The organism is uncultured Methylophaga sp. (assembly GCF_947259025.1).
Classification (GTDB): domain Bacteria; phylum Pseudomonadota; class Gammaproteobacteria; order Nitrosococcales; family Methylophagaceae; genus Methylophaga.
Map to the genome: position 1 here is coordinate 41391 of NZ_CAMYKO010000002.1, position 22589 is coordinate 63979.

24 protein-coding genes are annotated in these 22589 nt (G+C 54.1%); 14 read left to right on the forward strand and 10 right to left on the reverse strand.

Going from position 1 to position 22589, the window contains the following annotated elements:
- The first annotated feature begins 96 nt into the window (after positions 1–96).
- The 10 genes from Q0X64_RS01340 to Q0X64_RS01385 all read left to right on the forward strand — a co-directional run bounded on the left by Q0X64_RS01340 (position 97) and on the right by Q0X64_RS01385 (position 11627).
- Positions 97–1797, forward strand: a complete 1701-nt coding sequence (locus tag Q0X64_RS01340) for an NAD(P)H-dependent oxidoreductase subunit E (RefSeq protein WP_297807998.1) — start codon at positions 97–99, stop codon at positions 1795–1797.
- A complete protein-coding gene (gene fdhF, locus Q0X64_RS01345; RefSeq protein WP_297808000.1) occupies positions 1797–4595 on the forward strand; it encodes a formate dehydrogenase subunit alpha in 2799 nt (932 codons plus the stop codon). Before Q0X64_RS01340 ends, fdhF begins: the two co-directional genes overlap by 1 nt.
- 113 nt (positions 4596–4708) lie before the next feature.
- Positions 4709–5455 (forward strand): 5'/3'-nucleotidase SurE, encoded by a 747-nt coding sequence (gene surE / locus Q0X64_RS01350; RefSeq protein WP_297808002.1) that lies wholly within the window; start codon positions 4709–4711, stop codon positions 5453–5455.
- 1 nt (position 5456) lies between these two features.
- A complete protein-coding gene (locus Q0X64_RS01355; protein ID WP_297808005.1) occupies positions 5457–6116 on the forward strand; it encodes a protein-L-isoaspartate(D-aspartate) O-methyltransferase in 660 nt (219 codons plus the stop codon).
- Positions 6116–6691, forward strand: a complete 576-nt coding sequence (locus tag Q0X64_RS01360) for a VTT domain-containing protein (RefSeq protein ID WP_297808008.1) — start codon at positions 6116–6118, stop codon at positions 6689–6691. The genes Q0X64_RS01355 and Q0X64_RS01360 overlap by 1 nt, the downstream gene beginning before the upstream one ends.
- A gap of 3 nt (positions 6692–6694) precedes the next feature.
- Positions 6695–7495, forward strand: a complete 801-nt coding sequence (locus Q0X64_RS01365) for a peptidoglycan DD-metalloendopeptidase family protein (RefSeq protein ID WP_297808011.1) — start codon at positions 6695–6697, stop codon at positions 7493–7495.
- A gap of 67 nt (positions 7496–7562) precedes the next feature.
- A protein-coding gene (prfB, locus tag Q0X64_RS01370) for a peptide chain release factor 2 (RefSeq protein WP_297808014.1) occupies positions 7563–8658 on the forward strand; the annotation gives its coding sequence in 2 pieces (ribosomal slippage) (positions 7563–7634 and positions 7636–8658; 1095 coding nt in all).
- A 2-nt stretch (positions 8659–8660) separates the two neighbouring features.
- Entirely contained in the window at positions 8661–10160 is a 1500-nt protein-coding gene (gene lysS, locus Q0X64_RS01375; RefSeq protein WP_297808017.1) for a lysine--tRNA ligase, read from the forward strand.
- A gap of 690 nt (positions 10161–10850) precedes the next feature.
- The gene (locus Q0X64_RS01380; protein ID WP_297808019.1) at positions 10851–11171 is read left to right on the forward strand and encodes a hypothetical protein; all 321 of its coding nucleotides are present in this window, start codon (positions 10851–10853) and stop codon (positions 11169–11171) included.
- 33 nt (positions 11172–11204) lie between these two features.
- On the forward strand, positions 11205–11627 hold the full coding sequence (locus tag Q0X64_RS01385) for a hydroxyisourate hydrolase (protein ID WP_297808021.1): 423 nt from the start codon (positions 11205–11207) through the stop codon (positions 11625–11627).
- Here the strand turns inward: Q0X64_RS01385 and Q0X64_RS01390 are convergent.
- The 4 genes from Q0X64_RS01390 to Q0X64_RS01405 form a co-directional block, all read right to left on the reverse strand.
- Positions 11624–12043 carry a DUF3617 family protein gene (locus Q0X64_RS01390; protein WP_297808803.1) on the reverse strand — a complete coding sequence of 140 codons (420 nt, stop codon included), beginning with the start codon at positions 12041–12043 and terminating at the stop codon, positions 11624–11626. The genes Q0X64_RS01385 and Q0X64_RS01390 overlap by 4 nt on opposite strands.
- Before the next feature lie 21 nt (positions 12044–12064).
- On the reverse strand, positions 12065–12511 hold the full coding sequence (locus Q0X64_RS01395; protein ID WP_297808023.1) for an NlpC/P60 family protein: 447 nt from the start codon (positions 12509–12511) through the stop codon (positions 12065–12067).
- A 133-nt stretch (positions 12512–12644) separates the two neighbouring features.
- Positions 12645–13151, reverse strand: coding sequence for a recombinase family protein (locus Q0X64_RS01400; protein WP_297808025.1), 507 nt, complete (start codon positions 13149–13151; stop codon positions 12645–12647).
- 135 nt (positions 13152–13286) lie between these two features.
- On the reverse strand, positions 13287–14132 hold the full coding sequence (locus Q0X64_RS01405) for an HDOD domain-containing protein (RefSeq protein ID WP_297808027.1): 846 nt from the start codon (positions 14130–14132) through the stop codon (positions 13287–13289).
- 94 nt (positions 14133–14226) lie between these two features.
- Here Q0X64_RS01405 and alaC point away from each other — a divergent pair, with 94 nt between their 5' ends.
- From alaC to Q0X64_RS01425, 4 genes are read left to right on the forward strand one after another with little or no spacing between them, the layout of a single operon-like run.
- Positions 14227–15405 (forward strand): alanine transaminase, encoded by a 1179-nt coding sequence (alaC, locus tag Q0X64_RS01410; protein WP_297808029.1) that lies wholly within the window; start codon positions 14227–14229, stop codon positions 15403–15405.
- Positions 15406–15413: 8 nt separating this feature from the next.
- Positions 15414–16727, forward strand: a complete 1314-nt coding sequence (locus Q0X64_RS01415; protein ID WP_297808032.1) for a homoserine dehydrogenase — start codon at positions 15414–15416, stop codon at positions 16725–16727.
- A gap of 33 nt (positions 16728–16760) precedes the next feature.
- Positions 16761–17906, forward strand: coding sequence for a threonine synthase (gene thrC, locus Q0X64_RS01420; protein ID WP_297808035.1), 1146 nt, complete (start codon positions 16761–16763; stop codon positions 17904–17906).
- The gene (locus Q0X64_RS01425) at positions 17907–18428 is read left to right on the forward strand and encodes a hypothetical protein (protein WP_297808038.1); all 522 of its coding nucleotides are present in this window, start codon (positions 17907–17909) and stop codon (positions 18426–18428) included. It abuts the gene before it with no gap.
- Here the strand turns inward: Q0X64_RS01425 and Q0X64_RS01430 are convergent.
- The 6 genes from Q0X64_RS01430 to rph are packed head-to-tail and all read right to left on the reverse strand — an operon-like array spanning position 18419 to position 22572.
- Positions 18419–19072: an MOSC domain-containing protein gene (locus Q0X64_RS01430; protein WP_297808040.1), complete on the reverse strand. Its 654-nt coding sequence runs from the start codon at positions 19070–19072 to the stop codon at positions 18419–18421. The genes Q0X64_RS01425 and Q0X64_RS01430 overlap by 10 nt on opposite strands.
- Positions 19073–19077: 5 nt before the next feature.
- Complete coding sequence (locus tag Q0X64_RS01435) at positions 19078–19374, reverse strand: hypothetical protein (RefSeq protein WP_297808043.1); 297 nt, start codon at positions 19372–19374, stop codon at positions 19078–19080.
- Between the two features lie 33 nt (positions 19375–19407).
- Complete coding sequence (hemW, locus tag Q0X64_RS01440; protein ID WP_297808046.1) at positions 19408–20568, reverse strand: radical SAM family heme chaperone HemW; 1161 nt, start codon at positions 20566–20568, stop codon at positions 19408–19410.
- The gene (locus tag Q0X64_RS01445) at positions 20568–21236 is read right to left on the reverse strand and encodes a hypothetical protein (RefSeq protein ID WP_297808048.1); all 669 of its coding nucleotides are present in this window, start codon (positions 21234–21236) and stop codon (positions 20568–20570) included. The genes hemW and Q0X64_RS01445 overlap by 1 nt, the downstream gene beginning before the upstream one ends.
- Before the next feature lie 14 nt (positions 21237–21250).
- Positions 21251–21856, reverse strand: coding sequence for an RdgB/HAM1 family non-canonical purine NTP pyrophosphatase (gene rdgB / locus Q0X64_RS01450; protein ID WP_297808050.1), 606 nt, complete (start codon positions 21854–21856; stop codon positions 21251–21253).
- Positions 21853–22572, reverse strand: a complete 720-nt coding sequence (gene rph, locus Q0X64_RS01455) for a ribonuclease PH (protein ID WP_297808053.1) — start codon at positions 22570–22572, stop codon at positions 21853–21855. The genes rdgB and rph overlap by 4 nt, the downstream gene beginning before the upstream one ends.
- Positions 22573–22589: the final 17 nt, after the last annotated feature.

Sequence of the window (22589 nt, forward strand, 5' to 3'; positions counted from 1 at the left end):
TGACTTCATTGTAAAACTAAGTCGTGCTAGCTTTTGTCTGTTTAACTAGTACTAGAAATGCCAATGAAGGCATAGATTGAGAGAGAGACCTTATCCATGAGTGGTCAGCAGCGTATCAGTGCACAGAAGCTGGGCAAAGAGCTCAAACTTCCACGCGCCGTCAATAAGGGCAGACAGGTTGAACCCAAGGCTTTGGCCGAGGTTCAGGCCCTGCTGGGTGAGGAATCCCGGCAAAAAGACCTGTTAATCGAACATTTGCACAAAATACAGGATACTTATAAATACATTTCGGCAAGCCACCTTGTAGCGCTGGCCCATGAAATGAAATTATCCCGTGCCGAGGTCTACGAAGTCGCCACCTTCTATCATCATTTTGATGTCATCAAAGAAGATCAGACACCGCCCCCACAACTGACCGTCAGAGTCTGTGATTCGATGACCTGCGAGATGTTGGGCGCTGATGAATTGGTTGATTCGCTGGAGCAAGGCTTGGGTGAGGATGTGCGGGTGCAACGTGTCCCCTGCATTGGCCGTTGTGACAGCGCTCCGGTCGCAGTCGTCGGCATGAATCCTGTGCCCCACGCTGACACCGCAAAAGTCGCTGAACGGGTCGAACAGAAACAGATACAGCCGGAAACCATCGAGCCGATCCTTTTTGAGCCATACATCGCCCAGGGCGGTTACAACACCTACAAGCTGTGCATGGAAGGCCAGTTTGATGTAGAGAAAGTACTCGACACCATGGACGACTCTGGCCTGCGTGGTCTGGGTGGTGCCGGTTTCCCGGTCGGGCGTAAATGGCGCATTGTCAGAGACCAGCCGGCGCCCAAGCTGATGGCCGTCAATATCGATGAAGGCGAGCCCGGCACTTTCAAAGATAAATATTTCCTCGACCGCGACCCGCACTGTTTCCTGGAAGGCTGTTTGATTGCTGCATGGGCAGTAGGGATTGATGAAATTTATATTTACCTGCGTGATGAATACGCCGCGATCCGCGAAATGCTGGAAAAGGAAATGGCAAAACTGATTGCCAACCCGCCAGTGGAGAATATGCCCAAACTGCATCTGCGCCGCGGTGCCGGTGCCTATATCTGCGGTGAAGAATCGGCCATGATTGAGTCGATTGAAGGCAAGCGCGGCATGCCGCGTCTGCGTCCGCCCTACGTGGCCCAGGTTGGCCTGTTTGGCAGACCGACGCTGGAACACAACATGGAGTCACTTTACTGGGTACGCGATATCCTGGAAAAAGGGCCGCAATGCCTGACTGATCACGGCCGCAATGGCCGCACCGGTCTGCGTGCGTTTTCGGTCAGTGGCCGCGTCAATAAGCCGGGCGTGCATCTTGCACCTGCCGGTATCACCATGCGCGAGCTGATTGATGAATACTGTGAAGGCATGCAGCAAGGCCATGAGTTTTACGGTTACTTCCCGGGCGGTGCCTCAGGCGGCATCCTGCCAGCATCGATGGGCGATGTTCCGCTGGATTTCGATACCCTCAATGAGTATGGCTGCTTTATCGGCTCAGCCGCGATTGTGGTGTTTTCAGATCAGGATAAAGCGCGGGAACTGGCGGTGAATGCAATGCGATTCTTTGAAGATGAATCCTGTGGCCAGTGCACCCCATGCCGCGTGGGCACGGCCAAGGCAGTCACCCTGATGAAAGAGAAACAATGGGATCAGGACTTGCTTGAAGAGTTATCACAGGTAATGGTTGATGCCTCTATCTGTGGCCTCGGCCAGGCAGCACCAAACCCGCTGCGCTGTGTAATCAAGTACTTCCCTGAGGAGTTGAAATAATGGCTATCAATCCGGAAATTGAAAGCGAACTGATTGCCTTTGATCTCAACGGCAAAAAAGTCTTTGCAGAAGAAGGTGAAACCATTCTCCAGGCCGCCGAGCGCCACGGTGTGGAAATCCCCCACCTGTGCTACTCCGAAGCGCAGGGACAGGACGGTAACTGCCGCGCCTGCATGGTGGAAGTCGATGGTGAACGCGTATTAGCGCCTTCCTGCTGTCGCTATCCCAGCGAGGGCATGAAAGTCGACTCTCAGAGCAAACGTGCGCTGCATTCACAGAAAATGGTGCTGGAGATGCTCAAGGCAGATGTCTCCGAGCAGCCGCACACACTAAATTCAGAGCTCGATTACTGGGCCGGTAAACTGGATATCAGCACGCCGCGTTTCAAACCGCGTGAAAATCCTCAGGCCGATCTCTCGCATCCGGCGATTGCCGTCAATATGGATGCCTGTATCCAGTGCACCCGCTGTGTGCGCGCCTGCCGTGATGAACAGAACAATGATGTTATCGGTCTGGCTCAGCGTGGCCATCATACCGAGATCGTGTTTGACCTCGATGATCCGATGGGTGACAGCTCCTGCGTTGCCTGTGGTGAGTGTGTTCAGGCCTGTCCGACCGGCGCCCTGATGCCGGCCAATGACGTGGCGATGGTCGAACCTGATAAAAAAGTCGATTCGGTCTGCCCTTATTGCGGTGTCGGTTGTCAGCTCACTTACAACATCAAAGATAACAAGATCCTGCATGTCGAGGGCCGCGATGGCCCGGCTAACCACGGCCGCCTCTGTGTCAAAGGCCGCTATGGTTTCGACTATGTGCATCATCCGCATCGCCTGACCAAACCGTTGATCCGCCGGGAAGATGCGCCCAAGTATCCTGATTTTGAAATGGATCCCAACGATATCGACAAGGTCTTCCGTGAAGCGAGCTGGGAAGAGGCGCTGGAATGTGCGGCCAAGGGCCTGGTTGATATCCGCGATAACAATGGCCCGCATGCGCTGGCTGGTTTCGGCAGTGCCAAAGGCAGTAACGAAGAAGCCTATTTGTTCCAGAAACTGATCCGTGTTGGCTTTAAAACCAATAACGTCGATCACTGCACCCGACTGTGTCACGCCTCATCGGTGGTGGCCCTGCTGGAGTGTCTGGGTTCCGGTGCGGTATCCAATCCGGTAGCCGATGTGGAGAAAGCCGAGGTCATCGTGCTGATCGGTGCCAACCCGACGGTGAACCATCCGGTCGGTGCGACCTGGATGAAAAATGCCATTCGTAACGGCACCAAGCTGATCCTGATGGATCCGCGTGGCACTGAGTTACGTCGTGAAGCCAGCTATCACCTGCAGTTCAAGCCGGGCTCCGACGTGCCCATGCTCAATGCCATGATGCATACCATCGTCGAAGAAGGCCTAGTGGATGAAAGCTTTATTGCCGAGCGCACCGATGGCTTTGAGGCGATGAAGCAGCATCTGGAAAAATACACACCGGAGCTGATGGAGTCGGTCTGCGGTATTCCCGCTGAGACCCTGCGTGAAGTAGCGCGGGTTTACGCCAAGTCCAAAGGCTCAATGATTCTCTGGGGCATGGGCGTTTCCCAGCATGTTCACGGTACCGACAATGCCCGCTGCCTGATTTCGCTGGCTCTGATGACCGGTCAGATTGGCCGTCCGGGTACAGGTCTGCACCCACTGCGTGGGCAGAATAACGTGCAGGGCGCGTCCGATATGGGCCTGATCCCGATGTGTCTGCCTGATTATGCAAGAGTGGAAGACAAGGCGGCCCGTGAAAATATGCAAAAATTGTGGGGCGGTGAAATCAGTGACCAGACGGGGCTGACCGTGGTGGAGATCATGGATCAGATCCACGCCGGCAATCTGCATGGCATGTACATCATGGGTGAAAACCCGGCGATGTCGGATCCGGATGTGGATCATGCCCGTCAGGCCTTGTCTGAACTCAAACACCTGGTGGTGCAGGACTTGTTCCTGACCGAAACCGCCTACCTGGCTGATGTTGTATTACCGGCTTCTGGCTTCCCCGAAAAAACCGGCACCTTCACCAATACCGACCGTCTGGTGCAACTGGGCCGTCAGGCCATTGATCCGCCGGGCGATGCCCGCCAGGATTTGTGGATCATCCAGCAGATTGCCAACCGCATGGGGCTGGACTGGCATTACAACGGCCCGGCCGATGTGTTTGCCGAAATCCGCAAGGCGGTGCCGTCTATGGCAGGCATCAACTGGGAACGTCTGGAAAATGAACATGCGGTGGTTTACCCCTGTGAGCAGGAAGGCGATCCCGGTGATCCGATTATCTTTACCGAGGACTTTCCGACTGAAAGTGGTCGCGGCAAGTTTGTGCCGGCCGATATTGTGCCGCCGGATGAGCGCCCCGACGAGGAGTTCCCGTTCGTACTGATTACCGGCCGCATGCTGGAACACTGGCATACCGGTTCCATGACCCGTCGTTCGAACGTGCTGGACTCACTGGAGCCGGAAGCGGTAGCGACCGTCAACCCGATTACCCTGGATGAAATTGGCGTTGAACCAGGTGAACTGATCACCATGTCCACCCGCCGGGGCAGTGTTTCGGCTATTGCCCGCGCTGATATTGGCGTGCCCACCGGGGCCGTGTTCATGGCGTTCTGCTACTACGAAGCCGCGGTCAATAAACTGTCCAACGCGGCGCTGGATCCGGCAGCCAAGATCCCCGAGTTCAAGTACTGTGCGGTGAAAGTCACGCCGGGTGGTGAACCGATGCAGTTTTACAGCTACGGTGGCGGTCAGTCGAATAACGTGCTGCTTTAAGTGGCCACTTCCTCCAAAAAAGGCATCTTCGGATGCCTTTTTTTTAACCCGAAGTGCTTATTCTTGCTAAGATATGGAGCGTATTTTGAAGCTCCAAACAGGCTACAACTATAATGAAAATCCTGATCAGCAATGATGATGGTTATATGGCCCAGGGAATTCGAACCCTGGCCGATGCATTAAGCAGTTTTGGTGATATTACCGTGGTGGCGCCGGACCGCAATCGCAGTGGTGCCAGTAACTCCCTGACCCTGGAGAACCCGCTGCGTCTGGACAAGCAGGATGACGGCGTCTATCGCGTAGAGGGCACGCCCACTGATTGCGTGCATCTGGCAATAACCGGCCTGCTCGATGATGAACCTGATATGGTGGTTTCAGGCATCAATGCTGGTGCCAATCTGGGCGACGATGTGCTCTATTCGGGCACGGTGGCAGCGGCGATGGAAGGACGTTTTCTGGGCCTGCCGGCGATTGCGATTTCACTGGCTTCACACACCGGTACCCATTACGAAACCGCGGGCTGGGTTGCGCAGAAGCTGGTATCAAGGCTTAAAGATTCGGCGCTGCCCGCCGACACGATTCTCAACGTCAATGTCCCGGATCTGCCGATAGAGCAGATCACTGGCATTGAAAGTACCCGTCTGGGACATCGTCACAAGGCAGAGCCGGTCATTAAAGAATTTGATCCACGTGGCCGTCCGATGTACTGGATCGGCCCGGCTGGTGGCGAGGAAGATGCCGGGCCCGGCACTGATTTTGATGCTATTCGCAGAGGCGCCGTGTCAGTTACGCCCCTGCAAATCGACCTGACCCGCTATGATGCTATTGATGGCGTCTCTGCCTGGTTGAAAGATTGCTGATATGAACATGGATCCCCGCGGTATAGGCATGACCTCACAACGGACTCGCGACCGGCTGGTCGGACGTCTGCTTGAGCGCGGTATCAGTAACTCGGATGTACTCAGTGTGATTCGTGAAATGCCGCGTCATTTATTTGTTGATGAGGCACTGGCCAGTCGTGCTTATGAGGACACGGCCCTGCCCATCGGTCACGGTCAGACCATCTCCCAGCCTTATATTGTGGCTAAGATGACCGAGATTCTGCTGGAAGGCGCAGCACGTGGCAAAGTGCTGGAAGTCGGCACCGGCTCCGGTTATCAGACAGCCGTATTGTCACAACTGGTAGAGCGGGTTTTCAGCGTCGAGCGCATCGCGCCCCTGCAGAACCAGGCGCGTGAGCGTTTCTATCAACTCAAGCTTAATAACATCAAACTCAAACACAGTGACGGCAATTGGGGCTGGGAGTGGTATGCGCCCTATGATGGCATTATCGTCACTTGTGCACCGGAACAGGTGCCTAATGAACTGTTACTACAACTCGCACCGGGTGGCCGGCTGGTGATACCGGTGGGAGGCAGCAGTGGTCAGTCACTGCGGGTGATTGACCGGATTGAAGATCGTTACGAAGAAGTGGAACTGGACGCAGTCAGTTTTGTACCGCTGTTGAGCGGTCAGGTCTGATGCAGCTGTTTTCCCGATTGTACGCCCGGGTTATGATCTGGGCCCGCCATAAACATGCTGCTTTCTGGCTGGCATTGGTCAGCTTCAGCGAGTCTTCCTTTTTTATCGTGCCACCTGATGTAATGCTGGCGCCGATGACGCTGGCCAGGCCCGATAAAGCCTGGTTTTATGCAGGGCTGACCACGGTCATGTCGGTACTGGGGGGCCTGCTGGGCTATCTGATTGGCCTGTTTGCGTTTCACCTGGCGGAACCCTGGTTGATTTCTCTTGACTATATGCATGCTTATCAGCAGGCGTCGGCTTGGTTCGACGAGTGGGGCTTCTGGGCAATCTTCGTCGCCGGTTTTACCCCGATTCCCTATAAAATTTTTACTATCGCTGCCGGGGCTGCCAATATGATGTTGCTGCCGTTTGTGATCGGCTCAATCATCGGTCGTGGTATGCGTTTTTTCCTGGTCGCCGGCCTGATGCGCTGGGGTGGCCCGCAACTGGAAGCGAGTCTGCATATCTGGGTCGATCGGCTGGGCTGGCTGACAGTATTGATTTTGATAATAGGCTATCTGCTACTGGCTTGACCGATGAAATGGATTGTACCGCTACTGCTGATGATCACCCTGACCGCATGTGGCGGTGGCGGAAGAGCTGTGGCGCCGGTTGGCAACTACGATTATGACCGTGATCAGCGAAAAATAGCCACGCCGCCCAGCTATTACACGGTCAGAAAGGGCGATACTTTGTATTCCATCAGCTGGCGCTACGGCATGGACTACAAGGATGTGGCACGCATGAACGGCATCCGCTCGCCTTATACCATTTATGTAGGACAGAAAATTCGATTCAAACCCGGCAGTCGCAGTACTTCAAGCAGCAGGGCCAGCAGCCAGAGTTCAACGACCCGCTCGGTAAAACCGGCACCGGCGCCAAAACCGGTGGCCAAACCCAAAACCACTAGCCCTAAATCTCAAGCCAAGCCGGCTCCAGCCCAGCAAACCTTCGTTGGCAATCAGAACCTGCAGTGGCGTTGGCCGACCCAGGGACGTGTGGTGTCGACCTATTCCAACAGCAGTCCGGGGCGCAAGGGTATTGATATTGCCGGTAAAGCGGGTCAGTCAATCATTGCCGCCGCATCGGGCAAAGTGGTTTATAGCGGCAACAGCCTGCCGCGCTATGGCAACCTGCTGATTATCAAGCATAATGATGTTTATCTCAGTGCCTATGCGCACAGCGATAAACTGCTGGTGAAAGAAGGCCAGATCGTCAAAGCCGGTCAGAAAATCGCCTTAATGGGCCGCACCGGCACCCAGCGTGATCAGCTGCATTTCGAGATCCGCCGCAACGGCAAACCAGTCGATCCGATCCGCTTCCTGCCGAAACGCTAAATCCGTTACAATATAGCGTTTTGCCGGTTTCTGACCGGAACTCAAATCATTTATTCAGAGGTTTACCTTGGAACTAGGCGCACCATTGCAACGCATTAAAGACCTTCGGGATCGCAGTGACGATCTTAGGGGGTATCTTTGACTTCGATGAGAAGTCAGAACGCTTAACCGAAGTCACCCGTGAACTGGAAGTCCCCAGCATCTGGGACGATCCCGAGTATGCCCAGAAACTGGGTCAGGAACGGGCCAGCCTGGAAAAAATCGTCACCACCTTGTCGCAGCACCGTGACACGCTGGACGATGCCCAGGATCTGCTGGAGCTCGCTGCCGAGGAAGAGGATCAGGACACTTTCGATGCGGTGATTGCCGATCTGGACGAACTGGAAAAAGGTCTGGAAAAACTCGAATTCCAGCGCATGTTCTCCGGCGATCTGGATAAAAACAGTGCCTATGTGGATATCCAGTCCGGTTCCGGTGGTACTGAAGCCCAGGACTGGGCCAATATTCTGTTGCGCATGTACCTGCGCTGGGGTGAGTCGCATGACTACAAAGTCGAGCTGATGGAAGTCTCGGCCGGTGAGGTGGCCGGTATCAAAAGCGCTACCGTCAGACTGGAAGGTGAATACGCCTTTGGCATGCTGCGCACTGAAACCGGCGTCCACCGGTTGGTGCGTAAATCGCCATTTGATTCCGGCGCCCGCCGCCATACCTCTTTTGCCTCGGTCTTCGTTTACCCGGAGGTGGATGACACGATTGAGATTGATATCAACCCGGCCGATCTGCGGGTCGATACCTACCGCTCCAGTGGCGCCGGTGGTCAGCACGTCAACACCACCGACTCGGCAGTGCGGATTACCCACATCCCTACCAACACAGTGGTCCAGTGTCAGACCGAGCGCTCTCAGCATCAGAACCGTGACCGGGCGATGAACCAGTTACGGGCCAAGCTCTACGAGCTGGAATTGATGAAGCAGAACGAGGTCAAACAGGCGGCCGAGGAATCCAAGTCCGATATTGGCTGGGGCAGTCAGATCCGCTCCTATGTTTTGGATCAATCGCGTATCAAAGACCTGCGTACCAATGTAGAAACCGGCAACACCCAGGCGGTGCTCGATGGTGATCTGGATCAGTTCATCGAAGCCTCGCTGAAATCAGGATTATAAGAATGAGTAATGAAAACGAAACCGAATTCGACGAGAACCGCCTGATTGCGCAGCGCCGCGAGAAACTGGCCGAATTGCGCGAGCAGGGCAATGCCTTCCCCAACGATTTTCGTCGCAACGTCATGCATGCTGAGCTTAGCAGCGAGTATGAAAACTGGTCAGCCGAAGAGCTCAAGGACAAACCGCATCGGGTCAAGATTGCCGGACGCCTGATGACCAAGCGGGTGATGGGTAAAGCCAGCTTTGCCAATATCCGTGATATGTCCGGTGATATGCAGCTTTATGTCAGACGTGATGATCTGCCGGAAGGCGTCTATGCCGAATTCAAACGCTGGGACCTGGGCGACATTATCGCTGCCGAAGGTGTCATGTTCCGCACCCAGAAAGGCGAACTATCGGTACTGGTGGATAATATCCGCCTGTTGACCAAGTCGCTGCGACCGCTGCCGGAAAAATTCCACGGCCTGTCCGATCAGGAAACCCGCTATCGCCAGCGCTATGTTGATTTGATCATGAATGAAGCCAGCCGCGATATTTTCAAATTGCGGACCCGCATTATCGACGGTGTGCGTCGTTATCTGATGGATAACGACTACCTGGAAGTGGAAACACCGATGATGCAGGCTATTCCCGGTGGTGCCACTGCCAGACCGTTTACTACGTATCACAACGCGCTGGATATGGACCTGTTCCTGCGCATTGCCCCCGAGCTCTATCTCAAGCGCCTGATTGTCGGCGGTTTCGAACGGGTGTTTGAAATCAACCGTAACTTCCGTAATGAAGGCCTGTCGACGCGGCATAACCCGGAATTCACCATGGTCGAGTTCTACCAGGCTTACGCCGATTACAATGACCTGATGGATCTCACCGAAAACATGCTGCGTCATGTCACCAAGGACGTGCTGGGCACTTCACAGGTGCATTACCAGGGCCTCGATATCGACTTTGAAAAGCCATTCACCCGCATGAGCGTTAAGGATTCGATCCTGCACTTCAACCCGGATCTCAAGCCTGAACAACTAGAATCGCTGGAGGAGGCGCGTCAAGTGGCCGAAGGTCTGTCGATTCCGCTTAAAGACAGCTATGGTCTGGGCAAGGTGCAAATCGAAATCTTCGAAAAAACCGTCGAACACCGCCTGATGGACCCCACCTTCATCACTGAGTACCCGACCGAAGTCTCACCGCTGGCCCGTCGCAGCGATGACGATCCGTTTGTTACCGAACGTTTCGAGTTCTTTGTCGGTGGCCGTGAGATCGCCAATGGTTTCTCGGAGCTCAATGATGCCGAAGATCAGGCTGAGCGCTTCCAGGCACAGGTGGCTGAAAAAGATGCCGGTGATGATGAAGCCATGCATTTTGATGCCGACTATATCCGCGCGCTGGAGTACGGTATGCCACCGACGGCCGGTGAGGGGATTGGGATTGATCGTTTGGTCATGCTGTTGACTGACTCACCGTCGATTCGGGATGTGCTTTTGTTTCCGCATATGCGGCCGGAATAAGTTTTCATAAAAAACTTTTTCTAGAAACGGGCAGGGGATTAATTCTCTGCCCGTTTTTTTATGGCTTTTTTCGCCTGAAAGTCGAGTTCATTTATTTTGCATGCCCACAAATTCATTGGTAATGAATTTGGACGCCGCGGGCGCCCGCAGGGTGAGTGACAGGGAAGTCACGAATCAAATTAAACTAACCAAACAAAAGGGCAGCCCACTGCTTGCCCTTCGGGTCCCCTGTGCTTCTCAATCATTTTGTAACACGACGAAAACTCGCTACGCTCAGACACTCGTCATGTTTGATCCAAACTGATTTGCGATGCTCGGCTGCGCACAGGGCGGTGACACCCTCACCCCAGCCCTCTCCCATCAAGGGAGAGGGTGACGAGAACAGGATTGGCGGCGAACACCAAGTATCCCCTTTTGTGCTGACGAGTAGCGCAGGCTTATCTGGATAAGGATTGGGCAGTGTTTGAGCGTTAGCGAGTTTTGGCCAATCCCCAGATAAGCCGAGCAACGCAGTGGAGCCGCAGGCCAGCACAATGGGGTGCCCTAGGGTTGTTAGGGAAATGGGCAAGCATTTCCCTGACTCGCCATTAAGGCGAAACATAAGACTGTGAAATGAAAATAAGCTTTAAAACCAAACACCCAATATAATCAGCCAATCAATCAATCAACACGTCTTGATGGAGGCTTAAAATGAACAAACTCACAACCACCGCCATAGTGATGGCAATCACTTTCTTATCCGCCTGTGGTGTCAAAACCTCCGGCGTCCGCAGCCTCAGCCCGGACACCTACACCATCTCCGCCGATGATCTGGATGAAGCGGTAGCCAAAGGCACCGCACTAGGCCTGGCTGAAAACCACTGTAATGAAATAGGTAAAAAGATGCTGGTGACCCAGGTCTATAAACAGCATCGGGTTCGTTATACCTATGACGTGAAGTTCCAGTGCCTGGAGTCGGGTGACCCCCGGCTGGATAATCCCGAGTATGAAACGATTTACCGTTCAGAATAATGCTAGGGTAGCGGTTTTGGGTGATGACAAGTCATGATGCAAAAACTGCTGCCTCTGATATTTATGTTGTTGTGCGTGCCGCTTCAGGCACAACAGGCGGATTCCCAGTTATCGCTTCAGGTCACGGATACTGAGCAGAGCCTGACTGTAGAGGGGATGACGGCGGTGCTGTACCGCTTTTCTGATACCAGTGGTGCCTGGCAGCACATTGATACCAAAAAGACGGATACTTCAGGGCGCATAGACGATGTGCTGCAGGGCGTGCAGCATGAGGGTGTGTATCGTCTGGTATTACGCAGCCGGCAGTATTTCAGACAACAGGAAATCGCCCGCTTTTATCCGCTGATTCCGATTGTTTTCAGTCTGGAAAAAGGCCAGCCGCTGCATTTATCGCTTGCCCTGACTGAACAGGGGTACCGCATTTCCCGGGGTGAGCCGGGACAGACTGAGCCTTAACAGTCTCCCACGCGTTTGGCATTGAAAGTCATATTCATCAGCATTTTACCCAGCGGCGTGTCAGTCTCACTGTGCATTTGACCCTGCAGCGTGTCGCCATTGAAATCGGTGTGGCCCTCGTAGCTGGATGTCATACCGCCCATATTACAACTGGCGGCAAAGTCTGCCCGATCGCGTTTGATATCGACCCGGGTCAAGGTGCATTGCTCGGGAATATTGAGCATATCCACCCCTTTGTCCAGATCCTGCTGTTGCAGGCATTCCTGATTTTTACTCGACTGCGGGGGCAATGACACCGCGCCTTCAATGGTGGTCACATGGGTATAAGCCCACAGGCCCGGCTGCAGGTTAGGTGTCTCAGCCTGAACCAGGCTGGTAAACAATGAAAGGGCTATTACAGAGAGAACATTACGCATCACGGTCAGAGCTCCTAGAGATCAGCGATTACTGTTTGCTGATTGTACCCGAATTGATCGCCAGTATTTGCGTGCCCAATAGATATTATTCATATCGGAAATGGTGACGCCAAGGCGGGTTGAGGCGTGCAGAAACTTCTCATTTTCCAGGTAAATACCGACATGACGACCACCCCGGAAAAATACCAGATCACCGGTTTGCAGATCCGACTTGCTGATTTTCTGGCCAACATGGACTTGCTGGCTGGTGGTGCGCGGCAATCTGATGCCAAACAAATCATTAAAAGTGAGTTGCACAAACGCGGAACAGTCAATACCGCTGCGGCTCTGTCCGCCCAGCCGGTAAGGCGTGCCCTGCCACAGAGCATGCTGCTGGTAGAGTTTTGTTAGCGCATGTGGCTGGCCCGGCCTGGCATCAATGGCAGGGATCGTTTTGGGGTTGCTGCCACAGGCAGAAAGCAGGAGCACGCTACATACAGTCAGCAAGCGAAGAAGTTTGAGGTAAACAAGTTCAGTTTTTGGCATCAAGCAGGGCACATTAAAACGACATACTCAGCTTACCGCAGATCTGCCACAAAAGATCATGAGCGCATCACAGGCCCTACTCAGTCAGTCGGTAAAAGGTTTCAGTGCTGATATTGTACTCATCACAAAGCTCCGACACCGTGCCGCCGCAGGCAATGCGGTACTGCATTTCTTCGATCTGGTTATAGGAGAGCCGGGCTTCTTTGTCGCTGGATTGCGCCTCGCTGTCAGCCGCCTCTGTGTCACCGTCAAGCTGAGCAATAGCCGCCATCAGCGAATAAAAATTATCCGTACTTTGGCGGGTATCAATGTCCTGTTCCAGTACTACCAGATCAACGCCCAAGCGCTGCAGTTTATCCGTCACGCTGGTTAGAAAACGGGTGGAGGAGGCCAGTCGATCCAGGCGGGTGACGAACAGGGTATCGCCATCATTAAGAATCGCCAGGCAGGCTTTTAGTTTGGGCTGAGACACAGCAGAGTCTGCTGCCTTGTCACTGAATACCGTATCGCACTGCTCAAGCGCCTCGAGTTGGATTTCCAGCGCTTGTCCGCGGATACCTTGTCGTGCGTAGCCAATTTTCATTACATGCACTCCCTGTTGATTTCATCATGCCCATTTATGTAATAGTCAACATTGCGGGTGTGGCTTATCCACGCGCGTGGGTAACACAGTTTCAGCTTAACAAGATTCAGCGGCCATTGTCAGATCCAACCAGTCTTAGCTCATATTAAACAGCGCCAGCGCTTCGCGGTATTCCTCGCTGTCTTCATCCAGTTCTTCGACGCTGAATCCGGTATCGGCGCCCACCTGTTTAAAGGCCATCACTTTATTGAGCGAGGTCGGATCCAGCGCTTTTTCAGTACCACTGAAGTGTTGCAATACCGCAACCTGAACCACATCGACCAGGTCCGGGCCGTTAGCGCCGCTGTTGCGGTTGAGGTTACGGTGTTCGGCCGCGACAGCGATCAGATTTTCCGGGAAATCCCAGTCTTTGAGGATGCTGGCACCCAGTCGGGGATAGAGATTATCAATTAGTTGATCCAGTTTTTTACTGTCTTTGTTAAGATCGCCGTCAGCATCAGCTTTCATCAAGATAGGCAAAACGCCGATAGCGTGGATCAGGCCGGCCAGCATGGCTTCATCATTTTTGATGCCCGGCAACTTGGCTGCAATGACTTGCGAGGCGGCGGCCACTTGCGTGCTTTGTTGCCACAGCTCCCGCAGTCTTTTGTCGAGGCGGTTGCTGGTGGCCTGGAACATTTGTTCCATCACCAGGCTGGTGACCAGATTGCGAACTAATGACAGGCCCAGGCGGGACACCGCCATTTGCACACTTTCGATAGCCACGCGGCCACGATAGAGCGGACTGTTGGCAACTTTCAGCAAGCGTGCTGACAAGGCGGCATCAGTGGTAATGATGTCGGCCAGTTGTTTGGCGGTGGCATCGGGGTCATCGACGACTTCCCTGACTTGCAGCGCCACTTCGGGAAGCGTTGGCAGAACGAGCTTGCCGCTCTCCATGTCTTTAAGAATGGTATTGTAAAATTGGTCTTGTTCGCTCATGAGTTTCGCTTTCGATAAATGAATTTGAAGTGTTGATGAATTTCAGTTATTTTGCTTAGTTTGCCGACAGTTTTAGCTATTCACAGGTATTGAGTTGAACGACGAGTTTCCGAGAATCAAGCGCCTCCCGCCCTATGTTTTCAACATTGTAAATGATTTGAAAGCAAAAGCACGTGCTCGTGGCGAGGACATTATCGACTTTGGTATGGGTAATCCGGACAAGCCGGCACCGGCCCATATTGTTGATAAACTGGTCGAGGCCGCACAACGTCCCGATACCCATCGCTACTCGGTGTCCAGAGGCATTCCGCGTCTCAGAAAAGCCTGCTGCGACTGGTACAAACGTAAATTTGACGTTGATGTCGATCCCGATTCCGAGTGTATCGTGACTATCGGCTCAAAGGAAGGCCTGGCGCATCTGGCGCTGGCCACCATGAGCCAGGGCGATGCGGTGATGGTGCCTAATCCGGCCTACCCGATTCATCCTTATGGTTTTGTGATTGCCGGCGCTGATATCCGCCACGTGCCGCTGACGCCGGATGTGGATTTCTTTGCAGAGCTGGAAAAGTCGGTCAAGGACTCCTGGCCAAAGCCCAAAATGCTGGTGCTCAACTTCCCCGGCAACCCGACTACGCAATGTGTCGATCTGGAGTTCTTTGAACGCATCGTCGCCTTTGCCAAGGAACATCAAATCTGGGTGGTGCACGATCTCGCCTACGGTGAAATCTGCTTTGACGGCTATCAGGCGCCGTCTATTCTGCAGGTACCGGGTGCTAAAGAAGTGGCAGTCGAGTTTTATACCCTGTCGAAAACCTATAATATGCCCGGCTGGCGGGTCGGCTTCATGTCCGGCAACCCGACGCTGGTGGCCGCATTGGCACGGATGAAGTCCTACCTCGACTACGGCATGTTCACGCCGATTCAGGTGGCGGCGATCAGTGCCTTGGAAGGCCCGCAGGACTGCGTTGAAGACATCGTCGCGACTTACAAAAGCCGCCGTGATGTACTCTGCGACGGCCTCAATGCCATCGGCTGGGAAGTGGAAAAACCCAAGGCAACCATGTTTGTCTGGGCCAGAATTCCCGAGCGTTATCGTGAAATGGGCTCGCTCGAATTCAGTAAAAAATTACTCAAGGAAGCGAAAGTGGCTGTTTCTCCCGGCGTGGGTTTCGGTGAGTACGGCGATGACTACGTTCGCTTTGGCTTGATTGAAAACGAACATCGTACACGTCAGGCGATCCGCGGGATCCGTGACATGTTTAGAAAAGCTTAGGGGGCTGTGTGCAATCAGTAAAAATCGGCATTCTGGGACTGGGCACCGTCGGTAGCGGTACCGTTAATGTCTTGACCCGGAACTCGAGAGAAATCAGTCGTCGTGCCGGTCGTGACATCGAAGTCTACCGCGCTGCTGACCGGGATCTGGATAAACCCAAGGATTGCGATGTTTCCAACATCAATCTGACTGAGGATGCGTTCGAGGTCATCAACGATCCTGAGATTGAAATTGTCGTCGAGCTGATCGGCGGTACCGGTATTGCCAAGGACCTGGTGATCAAAGCCATTGAGAGCGGCAAGCACGTGGTCACGGCCAACAAGGCGCTGATCGCCATGCACGGTAACGAGCTCTTCGAATTGGCGCAGCAAAAGGGCGTGACCATTGCCTTTGAAGCAGCGGTGGCCGGCGGTATCCCGATTATCAAATCCATGCGTGAAGGTCTGGCCGGTAACCGTATCGAGTGGTTGGCCGGTATTATCAACGGCACCGGCAACTTTATTCTCACTGAGATGCGTGAAAAAGGCCGTGATTTTGCCGATGTGCTGGCTGAAGCGCAGGCACTGGGTTATGCCGAAGCCGACCCGACTTTTGATATTGAAGGCATTGATGCCGCGCACAAGCTGACCATCATGGCGTCTATCGCCTTTGGTATTCCGCTGCAGTATTACAAATGCTTCACTGAAGGTATCAGCAAAGTCTCGCAGGAAGATGTGCAGTACGCTGCCGAGCTGGGGTACCAGATCAAACATCTGGGGATTGCCAAGAAAACCGCTGAAGGGGTGGAACTGCGCGTGCATCCGACCCTGATTCCACATCGTCGCCTGATTGCCAATGTGAACGGGGTGATGAATGCCATTGTGGTAAAAGGCGATGCGGTGGGCCCAACCCTATATTACGGTGCCGGTGCAGGCTCTGATGCCACGGCGTCTGCGGTCGTGGCTGATATCGTGGACATCGTTCGCGCGCTGACCACTGATCCGGAAAACCGGGTGCCGCACCTGGCTTTTCAGCCCGATGCGTTGCGTGACACGCCGATTCTGCCGATGACGGAAGTCGTCACCTCCTATTATCTGCGCATCCATACCCTGGATAAGCCAGGCGTGCTGGCCGACATTACCCGCATTCTCAGCAAGGAGGGCATCAATATTGAAGCCATCCTGCAGAAACAACCGGAAGAGCACGAAGGTATGGTGCCCATCATCATGTTGACTCAGGCCGTGGTCGAGAGAAACATGGATCGCGCGATTGCCGAGATTGAAGCGCTGGACAGCGTACCTGATTCCATTATGCGGATCCGCATGGAATCTCTGGGCGGCTAGCCCACACAGCATTTAGTTTAGAGGAAAACCACTATGTCTTTTCGACCCCGTTACACTGGACTGATTGAACGTTACCGCGATCGGTTACCGGTCAATGACGATACTCGCCTGATCAGTCTGGGCGAGGGCAATACACCGCTTATCAAGCTCAATCACATCACCAAGGAGCTGGGTAAGGATGTTGATATTTACGTCAAATACGAGGGCCTGAACCCGACCGGTTCGTTCAAAGACCGTGGCATGACCATGGCGGTGACCAAGGCGGTGGAAGAGGGCAGTAAAGCCATTATCTGTGCCTCCACCGGTAACACTTCAGCAGCGGCTGCGGCCTATGCCTCACGTGCCGGTATTGCAGCCTTTGTCCTGATTCCCGACGGTAAGATTGCCCAGGGCAAACTGGCCCAGGCGATGATGCACGGTGCCACCGTGATTCAGATCAAAGGCAACTTTGATGAAGGTATGCGCCTGGTTAAGGAGGTCGCTGAACACGCACCGGTCACTATCGTTAACTCGATTAATCCTTACCGCCTGCAGGGCCAGAAAACCGCGGCTTTTGAAATTGTCGAAGAACTGGGCCGGGCACCGGATTATCACTGCCTGCCTGTGGGCAATGCCGGCAATATCACTGCGCACTGGATTGGTTACAGTGAGCTCGCTTCAGAAGATGGCGCCCATGTGACGGAGTCCTGCTCGTATTGTGGTGGCAAATGTAAATATGCCGGTGGTGCCATCGTTGGAAGCAAGCCGGTGATGGTCGGTTATCAGGCATCCGGCAGTGCACCGTTTATGCGCGGTGAAATGGTCGATGATCCGGAAACTGTCGCCACTGCCATCCGTATCGGTCATCCGCAGAGTTGGGATAAAGCCTGGCAGGTCAAAGAAGAATCCGGCGGCTGGTTTGATGAGTGCTCGGATGAAGAAATCCTGGCGGCGCAGAAACTGCTGGCGGAAAAAGAAGGCGTGTTCTGTGAACCGGCTTCGGCGACCTCACTGGCTGGCGCACTGCGTGATGTGAAATCGGGCAAGATTCCGGAAGGCAGCAGCATCGTATGTACCCTGACCGGTCATGGTCTGAAAGATCCGGATACTGCGATCAAACAGAGCACCTCATCCGTAGTCACCGTCGATGCCAACCTGGAATCGGTGCGTGATGCCATTATCAACAATATGGTTGAATAAATGAGTCAACTGCCCGAGCCGGATGAGCAGGAGATATCAGCAGCTAAGATTCCGCATGATATTTTCCTGAGTAACCTGATCGGTAACCACATTTTGTTGTTTACCGCGATTGCCACCTTCGGTTCGGCTTATATGAAGTATCTGGTCATTGTGCCGCTGATTTCGATGGCGGTGCTGGCCTTTACTTATTTTCGCTCCAGCCGGGTCAGACGTGAAGACAGTGAGTTTGTCTGGGCCCACTGGCAACTGGCCCGCCGCTGGAGCAAAATGTTTTTTTTCATGCTACTGCTACTGCTCAGCGTATCGTTGCTGGGCTGGCTGGGGAAAACCTACCTGGGCGTGATGAAAGAAGCTGTTTACGGCATGATCGGTGGTCTGGGCATTCTGCCCACCCTGGTCAGTGTGTTGATTCTTATCGTCATTGAGTCAGATTCCCTGCACCATGCCCGTGTGGGAACCTTGCCCAAGTGGGCGCTGCAGCGTTTTCTGGGGATTGAAGCCGAGCCTGCGCCTCAGGACTGAGCCAGTCGCTTTTCCAGTTGCTGTCGCCACTCACCGGACAAGGCTGTAATCTCCAGCGCCTGTTCCAGCACCGGGTTTTTGTCTTCAGCAGGCAGGGATTTATCAAAATACGCGCGGAACAAGCGCTGTACGCTAAGCCGGGCCGGATGGGCTTTTAGCAGGCTGACGTTGTCACCGGCTTTCACTGCACCGGTTTCTATCACCCGGAAATAAATACCGGTCGCCGCATGCTTCACGAACAGTCTGGGCATATCATCACGTTCAAAAGCCAGTCCCAGCTTGAAGCAGGGGACTCTGGGCTGGGTGATTTCCAGTACCGTTTGTCCTGCCTGTAGTTGATCGCCGATGCAGAGTCGGCGCTCATCAAGGCCGGAAATGGTCAGATTCTCGCCGAACTTGCCAAAAGGCAGGGTCTGCAGCTCAAGTTTGTCCTGCCAGAACGGATAATGATCGGCGGAAAACCCATAAACGGCTTTGTGCTCACCGCCATGGTTGACTTGATCGACTTGCTGGTCGCCTTTCAGGTTGAGCCTGCTGACCGATACAGCGCCGCTGATAGGCTGTTTGAAAATGCCGGTGGAGACCGTTTTGTTTTTGTGCTGAACCTGTTTGGGCAGGGAAACGTTAACGCTGCGGATGATCACAAATATCAGGGCTGCTCATCACGGATGATGACTGAGTGCAGTACCTTGTCATATTCGAAAAAGACTTCAAAGTCCTGATAGATCCAGCGGCTGATCGGCGGATCGCCCACCGCCGGTTTTTTGCTTTGCGGTGCGCCGAAATGCTGTTCCACTGAAGCCATATTCATGCCCTGTTTGGGCCGCATCACGCCGTTGCTGCTGTTGGGCACATCGTAACGCGGGTCGGCAATCGACAGCACGTCGGCCTGAGCAGTGGTTATGGTAAACAGCAACCCTGCTAAAAATAGGCTGAACTTAGGCATCGCAACGCTCCTTGAATCATTAAACACAGAATACTACGCCGTCAGAAATAGCTCAATCAGACTATTGAGATAGAGTTGGCCTTTTTGTGTAGGCCGCAGCCGTTCAATGGTATGTTCCAGTAAGCCCAGTTCTTCTGCCCGGGCCAGCGGCTTTTTAATGGATGAGATAGGCACGCCGGTGTGCTGCTGAAACAAGGGAGTGGGCACGCCCCCGGTCAGGCGCATGGCATTGAGGATAAATTCAAAGCCCACTTCTTCATCACTGACCTGGGTTTGTTCCAGCAGACAGGCATCGCTACCGGCGGTGTCGATATAAGCCTGAGGCTGTTTCTGCTTGACCCGCCGCACAATCTGTTGCGGGGCAGCGCTGCTGATCTTGCCGTGTGCCCCGGCGCCGATACCGATATAGTCACCGAACTGCCAGTAATTGACGTTATGACGACAGCGCTTCCCGTGTCGGGCATAGGCAGAGGTTTCGTATTGCTGGTAGCCGGCTTCAGCCAGTCGCGTCTGGCTGGCAAGCTGCCAGTCAAAAATCGGATCCTCCGGCGGCAAGGTCGGTGGCTGCGCATAAAACAGGGTATTGGGCTCAATAGTGAGCTGGTAGTAGGAGATATGCGCCGGTGCCAGGGCGATGGCCGTGTCCACATCCTGCCGTGCTTTAGCAGCATCCTGCCCCGGCAGGCCGAACATCAGATCCAGATTGAAATTGTCGTAGCCGGCCTGCTGGGCGGCTTCCACGGCTTTGACAGCCTGGCCGCTGTCGTGAATTCGACCCAGTAACTTGAGCGCCTCGTTATCAAAACTCTGTATGCCAATCGACAGCCTGTTAATGCCCAGCGCACGGTAGTCCTGAAAGCGGCCGGCTTCCACGGTGCCGGGGTTGGCTTCCAGCGTAATTTCGGCATCGTGATGCAAGGGCAGCAGCGCGCGGATGGCGGAAAACAGCCGATCATAGGCCTCAGCTGACAACAGGCTGGGCGTGCCGCCACCGATAAAGATGGTTTGCACCGAGCGGCCCCAGATCAATGGCACTTCCTGTTCCAGATCGCGAATCAGCGCATCGACATACGCCTCTTCGGGAATATCCTGCGGGCTGTTATGCGAGTTGAAATCACAATAGGGGCATTTTTTCACGCACCAGGGCACGTGGATATAAAGGCTCAGCGGCGGTAGGGCAGTAAAATTAAACATCAGTTCTCTGGCTCGGGTTGCCAGCCTTGTTTCCATTCTGACATCAATACAATGGCCGGTGGTTGGCCATTGGCGAAATACCAGGAGTCCACAGCATAACGCTGCCGGCTCTGAGTATCGATAATACTGGCCGTGTTATGGGGAGCCTGTCCGCTCAGCGGGCCGCGCGACGTGCGGGGCGCACTCTGGTGCCAGTACAGCAGGTCTTCCGATTCCATCATGCGTAGATAAACAGAGGTATTGGTGGCTTCATCAATACAATCCAGTTGTCCCTGGCGGCTAGCGGTCAAAACATTCTTGGCATGGTCACCGCCAGTGCCGGTTTTGTTTCCCACCAACTGTTCCAGCAGGGCGACGGCTTGTTTTATTTGCAGACGTTCAGTCTGAGCTGAGTCAGCTTGAGGTTCAAATAATAGACGAACTTGCTGCCATTCAGACTGATTCAGACTGACCTCGGAGACGCGATGACAGCTCAAATCATGGCACACAGAAAAGGCGTCGGGTGTGGGGAAACCGATAAAATTCCGATGCGATGACTGCCAGCTTTGATGCAGGTGTTGCTGTAAAAAAATGGGTTTGATCGCCACTTCACTATAGGGCTGGCTGCTACAGGCTGCTTGCAGCAAAACCATCAAGGCTATCGAAGCGAAACCAGCTGTTTGCCGCATCAAAAAACGACAGCTCAGGGCAGGTGCCGGATATACTGAAATTCTTGGATAAAGCGACGCATGGCCTGGCCCCGGTGACTGATGGCGTGTTTTTGCTGTGCCGATAGTTCCGCTGCACTGCAGTCGGTCTCCGGCACAAAAAACACCGGGTCGTAGCCAAAGCCGCTGTCGCCGGTCGGTTCACTCATGATCTGGCCGTGCCAGGTTCCCTGGCAAATCAGCGGCGTCGGATCCTCGGCATGGCGCATAAAGACCAGCACACACTGAAAGCGGGCACTACGCTCGCCCTCAGGGGCGCCATCCAACGCTTTGAGCAAGGCCTGAACATTGTCTTCGTCACTGGCATCGAGCCCGGCATAGCGTGAGGAATAGATGCCGGGTGCGCCGCGCAGCGCATCGACTTCAATACCGGAATCGTCGGCAATCGCCGGCAGTCCGGTCTGGTCACAGGCATTACGTGCCTTGAGGATAGCATTCTCAACAAAGCTCAGCCCGGTCTCATCCGCTTCGATCACGTCGAGCTCGGACTGTGTGACGATGTCGATATTAAGTGGTGCCAGCAGTTGCGCGAATTCGCGCAACTTTCCCTGGTTACCACTGGCCAGTACGATTTGGCTCATGATGTTGCCAACGCTTCCCGTTGTTTTTCCATCAATTGCTCAATCCCGTGTTTAGCAAGGTCCAGCATGGATTGCAGCTCATCAGCACGGAAGGCATGACCTTCTGCCGTGCCTTGTAATTCAATATACGCCCCGGCTTCGTTCATGACTACATTCATATCGGTTTCGGCAGTGGAATCCTCGGCATAATCCAGATCCAGCACCGGGGTGCCGTCAAAGATACCCACCGAAATCGACGCTACCTGGCCAAACAGCGGGCTGGATTTGATCTTCTTCTTTTTGAGCAGGAAGTTAACGGCATCCTGCAGCGCGACATAAGCACCGGTAATGGAGGCGGTGCGGGTGCCACCGTCAGCCTGGATGACATCGCAGTCGATAGTAATGGTGCGTTCGCCCAGCGATTTTAAATCGATAGCGGCGCGCAGAGAGCGACCAATCAGGCGCTGAATTTCCATGGTGCGGCCACCCTGTTTGCCGCGGGCCGCTTCACGGCCCATACGGGAACCGGTGGAGCGGGGCAGCATGCCGTACTCGGCGGTGACCCAGCCTTCGCCAGTGCCGCGCAGAAATGGCGGGATACGTTCCTCTACCGAGGCATTACACAACACTTTGGTGTCGCCGAACTCAACCAGCACCGATCCTTCAGCATGTTTGGTGTAATTGCGGGTGATGGTAATTTGTCTTAATTCGTTGGTTTGACGACCACTTGGACGCATAATCTGAATCTCTCCCA

Excerpts from the sequence above, each read along its gene's own strand:
- Q0X64_RS01365 (WP_297808011.1), top strand. The coding sequence starts at position 6,695 with ATGAAATGGATTGTACCGCTACTGCTGATGATCACCCTGACCGCATGT.
- surE (WP_297808002.1), top strand. The coding sequence starts at position 4,709 with ATGAAAATCCTGATCAGCAATGATGATGGTTATATGGCCCAGGGAATT.
- thrC (WP_297808035.1), top strand. The coding sequence starts at position 16,761 with ATGTCTTTTCGACCCCGTTACACTGGACTGATTGAACGTTACCGCGAT.
- fdhF (WP_297808000.1), top strand. The coding sequence starts at position 1,797 with ATGGCTATCAATCCGGAAATTGAAAGCGAACTGATTGCCTTTGATCTC.
- hemW (WP_297808046.1), bottom strand. The coding sequence starts at position 20,568 with ATGTTTAATTTTACTGCCCTACCGCCGCTGAGCCTTTATATCCACGTG.
- Q0X64_RS01385 (WP_297808021.1), top strand. The coding sequence starts at position 11,205 with ATGATGCAAAAACTGCTGCCTCTGATATTTATGTTGTTGTGCGTGCCG.
- rdgB (WP_297808050.1), bottom strand. The coding sequence starts at position 21,856 with ATGAGCCAAATCGTACTGGCCAGTGGTAACCAGGGAAAGTTGCGCGAA.
- Q0X64_RS01425 (WP_297808038.1), top strand. The coding sequence starts at position 17,907 with ATGAGTCAACTGCCCGAGCCGGATGAGCAGGAGATATCAGCAGCTAAG.
- rph (WP_297808053.1), bottom strand. The coding sequence starts at position 22,572 with ATGCGTCCAAGTGGTCGTCAAACCAACGAATTAAGACAAATTACCATC.
- Q0X64_RS01400 (WP_297808025.1), bottom strand. The coding sequence starts at position 13,151 with ATGAAAATTGGCTACGCACGACAAGGTATCCGCGGACAAGCGCTGGAA.
- Q0X64_RS01435 (WP_297808043.1), bottom strand. The coding sequence starts at position 19,374 with ATGCCTAAGTTCAGCCTATTTTTAGCAGGGTTGCTGTTTACCATAACC.
- Q0X64_RS01355 (WP_297808005.1), top strand. The coding sequence starts at position 5,457 with ATGAACATGGATCCCCGCGGTATAGGCATGACCTCACAACGGACTCGC.
- Q0X64_RS01380 (WP_297808019.1), top strand. The coding sequence starts at position 10,851 with ATGAACAAACTCACAACCACCGCCATAGTGATGGCAATCACTTTCTTA.
- Q0X64_RS01360 (WP_297808008.1), top strand. The coding sequence starts at position 6,116 with ATGCAGCTGTTTTCCCGATTGTACGCCCGGGTTATGATCTGGGCCCGC.
- lysS (WP_297808017.1), top strand. The coding sequence starts at position 8,661 with ATGAGTAATGAAAACGAAACCGAATTCGACGAGAACCGCCTGATTGCG.
- Q0X64_RS01405 (WP_297808027.1), bottom strand. The coding sequence starts at position 14,132 with ATGAGCGAACAAGACCAATTTTACAATACCATTCTTAAAGACATGGAG.
- Q0X64_RS01340 (WP_297807998.1), top strand. The coding sequence starts at position 97 with ATGAGTGGTCAGCAGCGTATCAGTGCACAGAAGCTGGGCAAAGAGCTC.
- Q0X64_RS01445 (WP_297808048.1), bottom strand. The coding sequence starts at position 21,236 with ATGCGGCAAACAGCTGGTTTCGCTTCGATAGCCTTGATGGTTTTGCTG.
- Q0X64_RS01390 (WP_297808803.1), bottom strand. The coding sequence starts at position 12,043 with ATGCGTAATGTTCTCTCTGTAATAGCCCTTTCATTGTTTACCAGCCTG.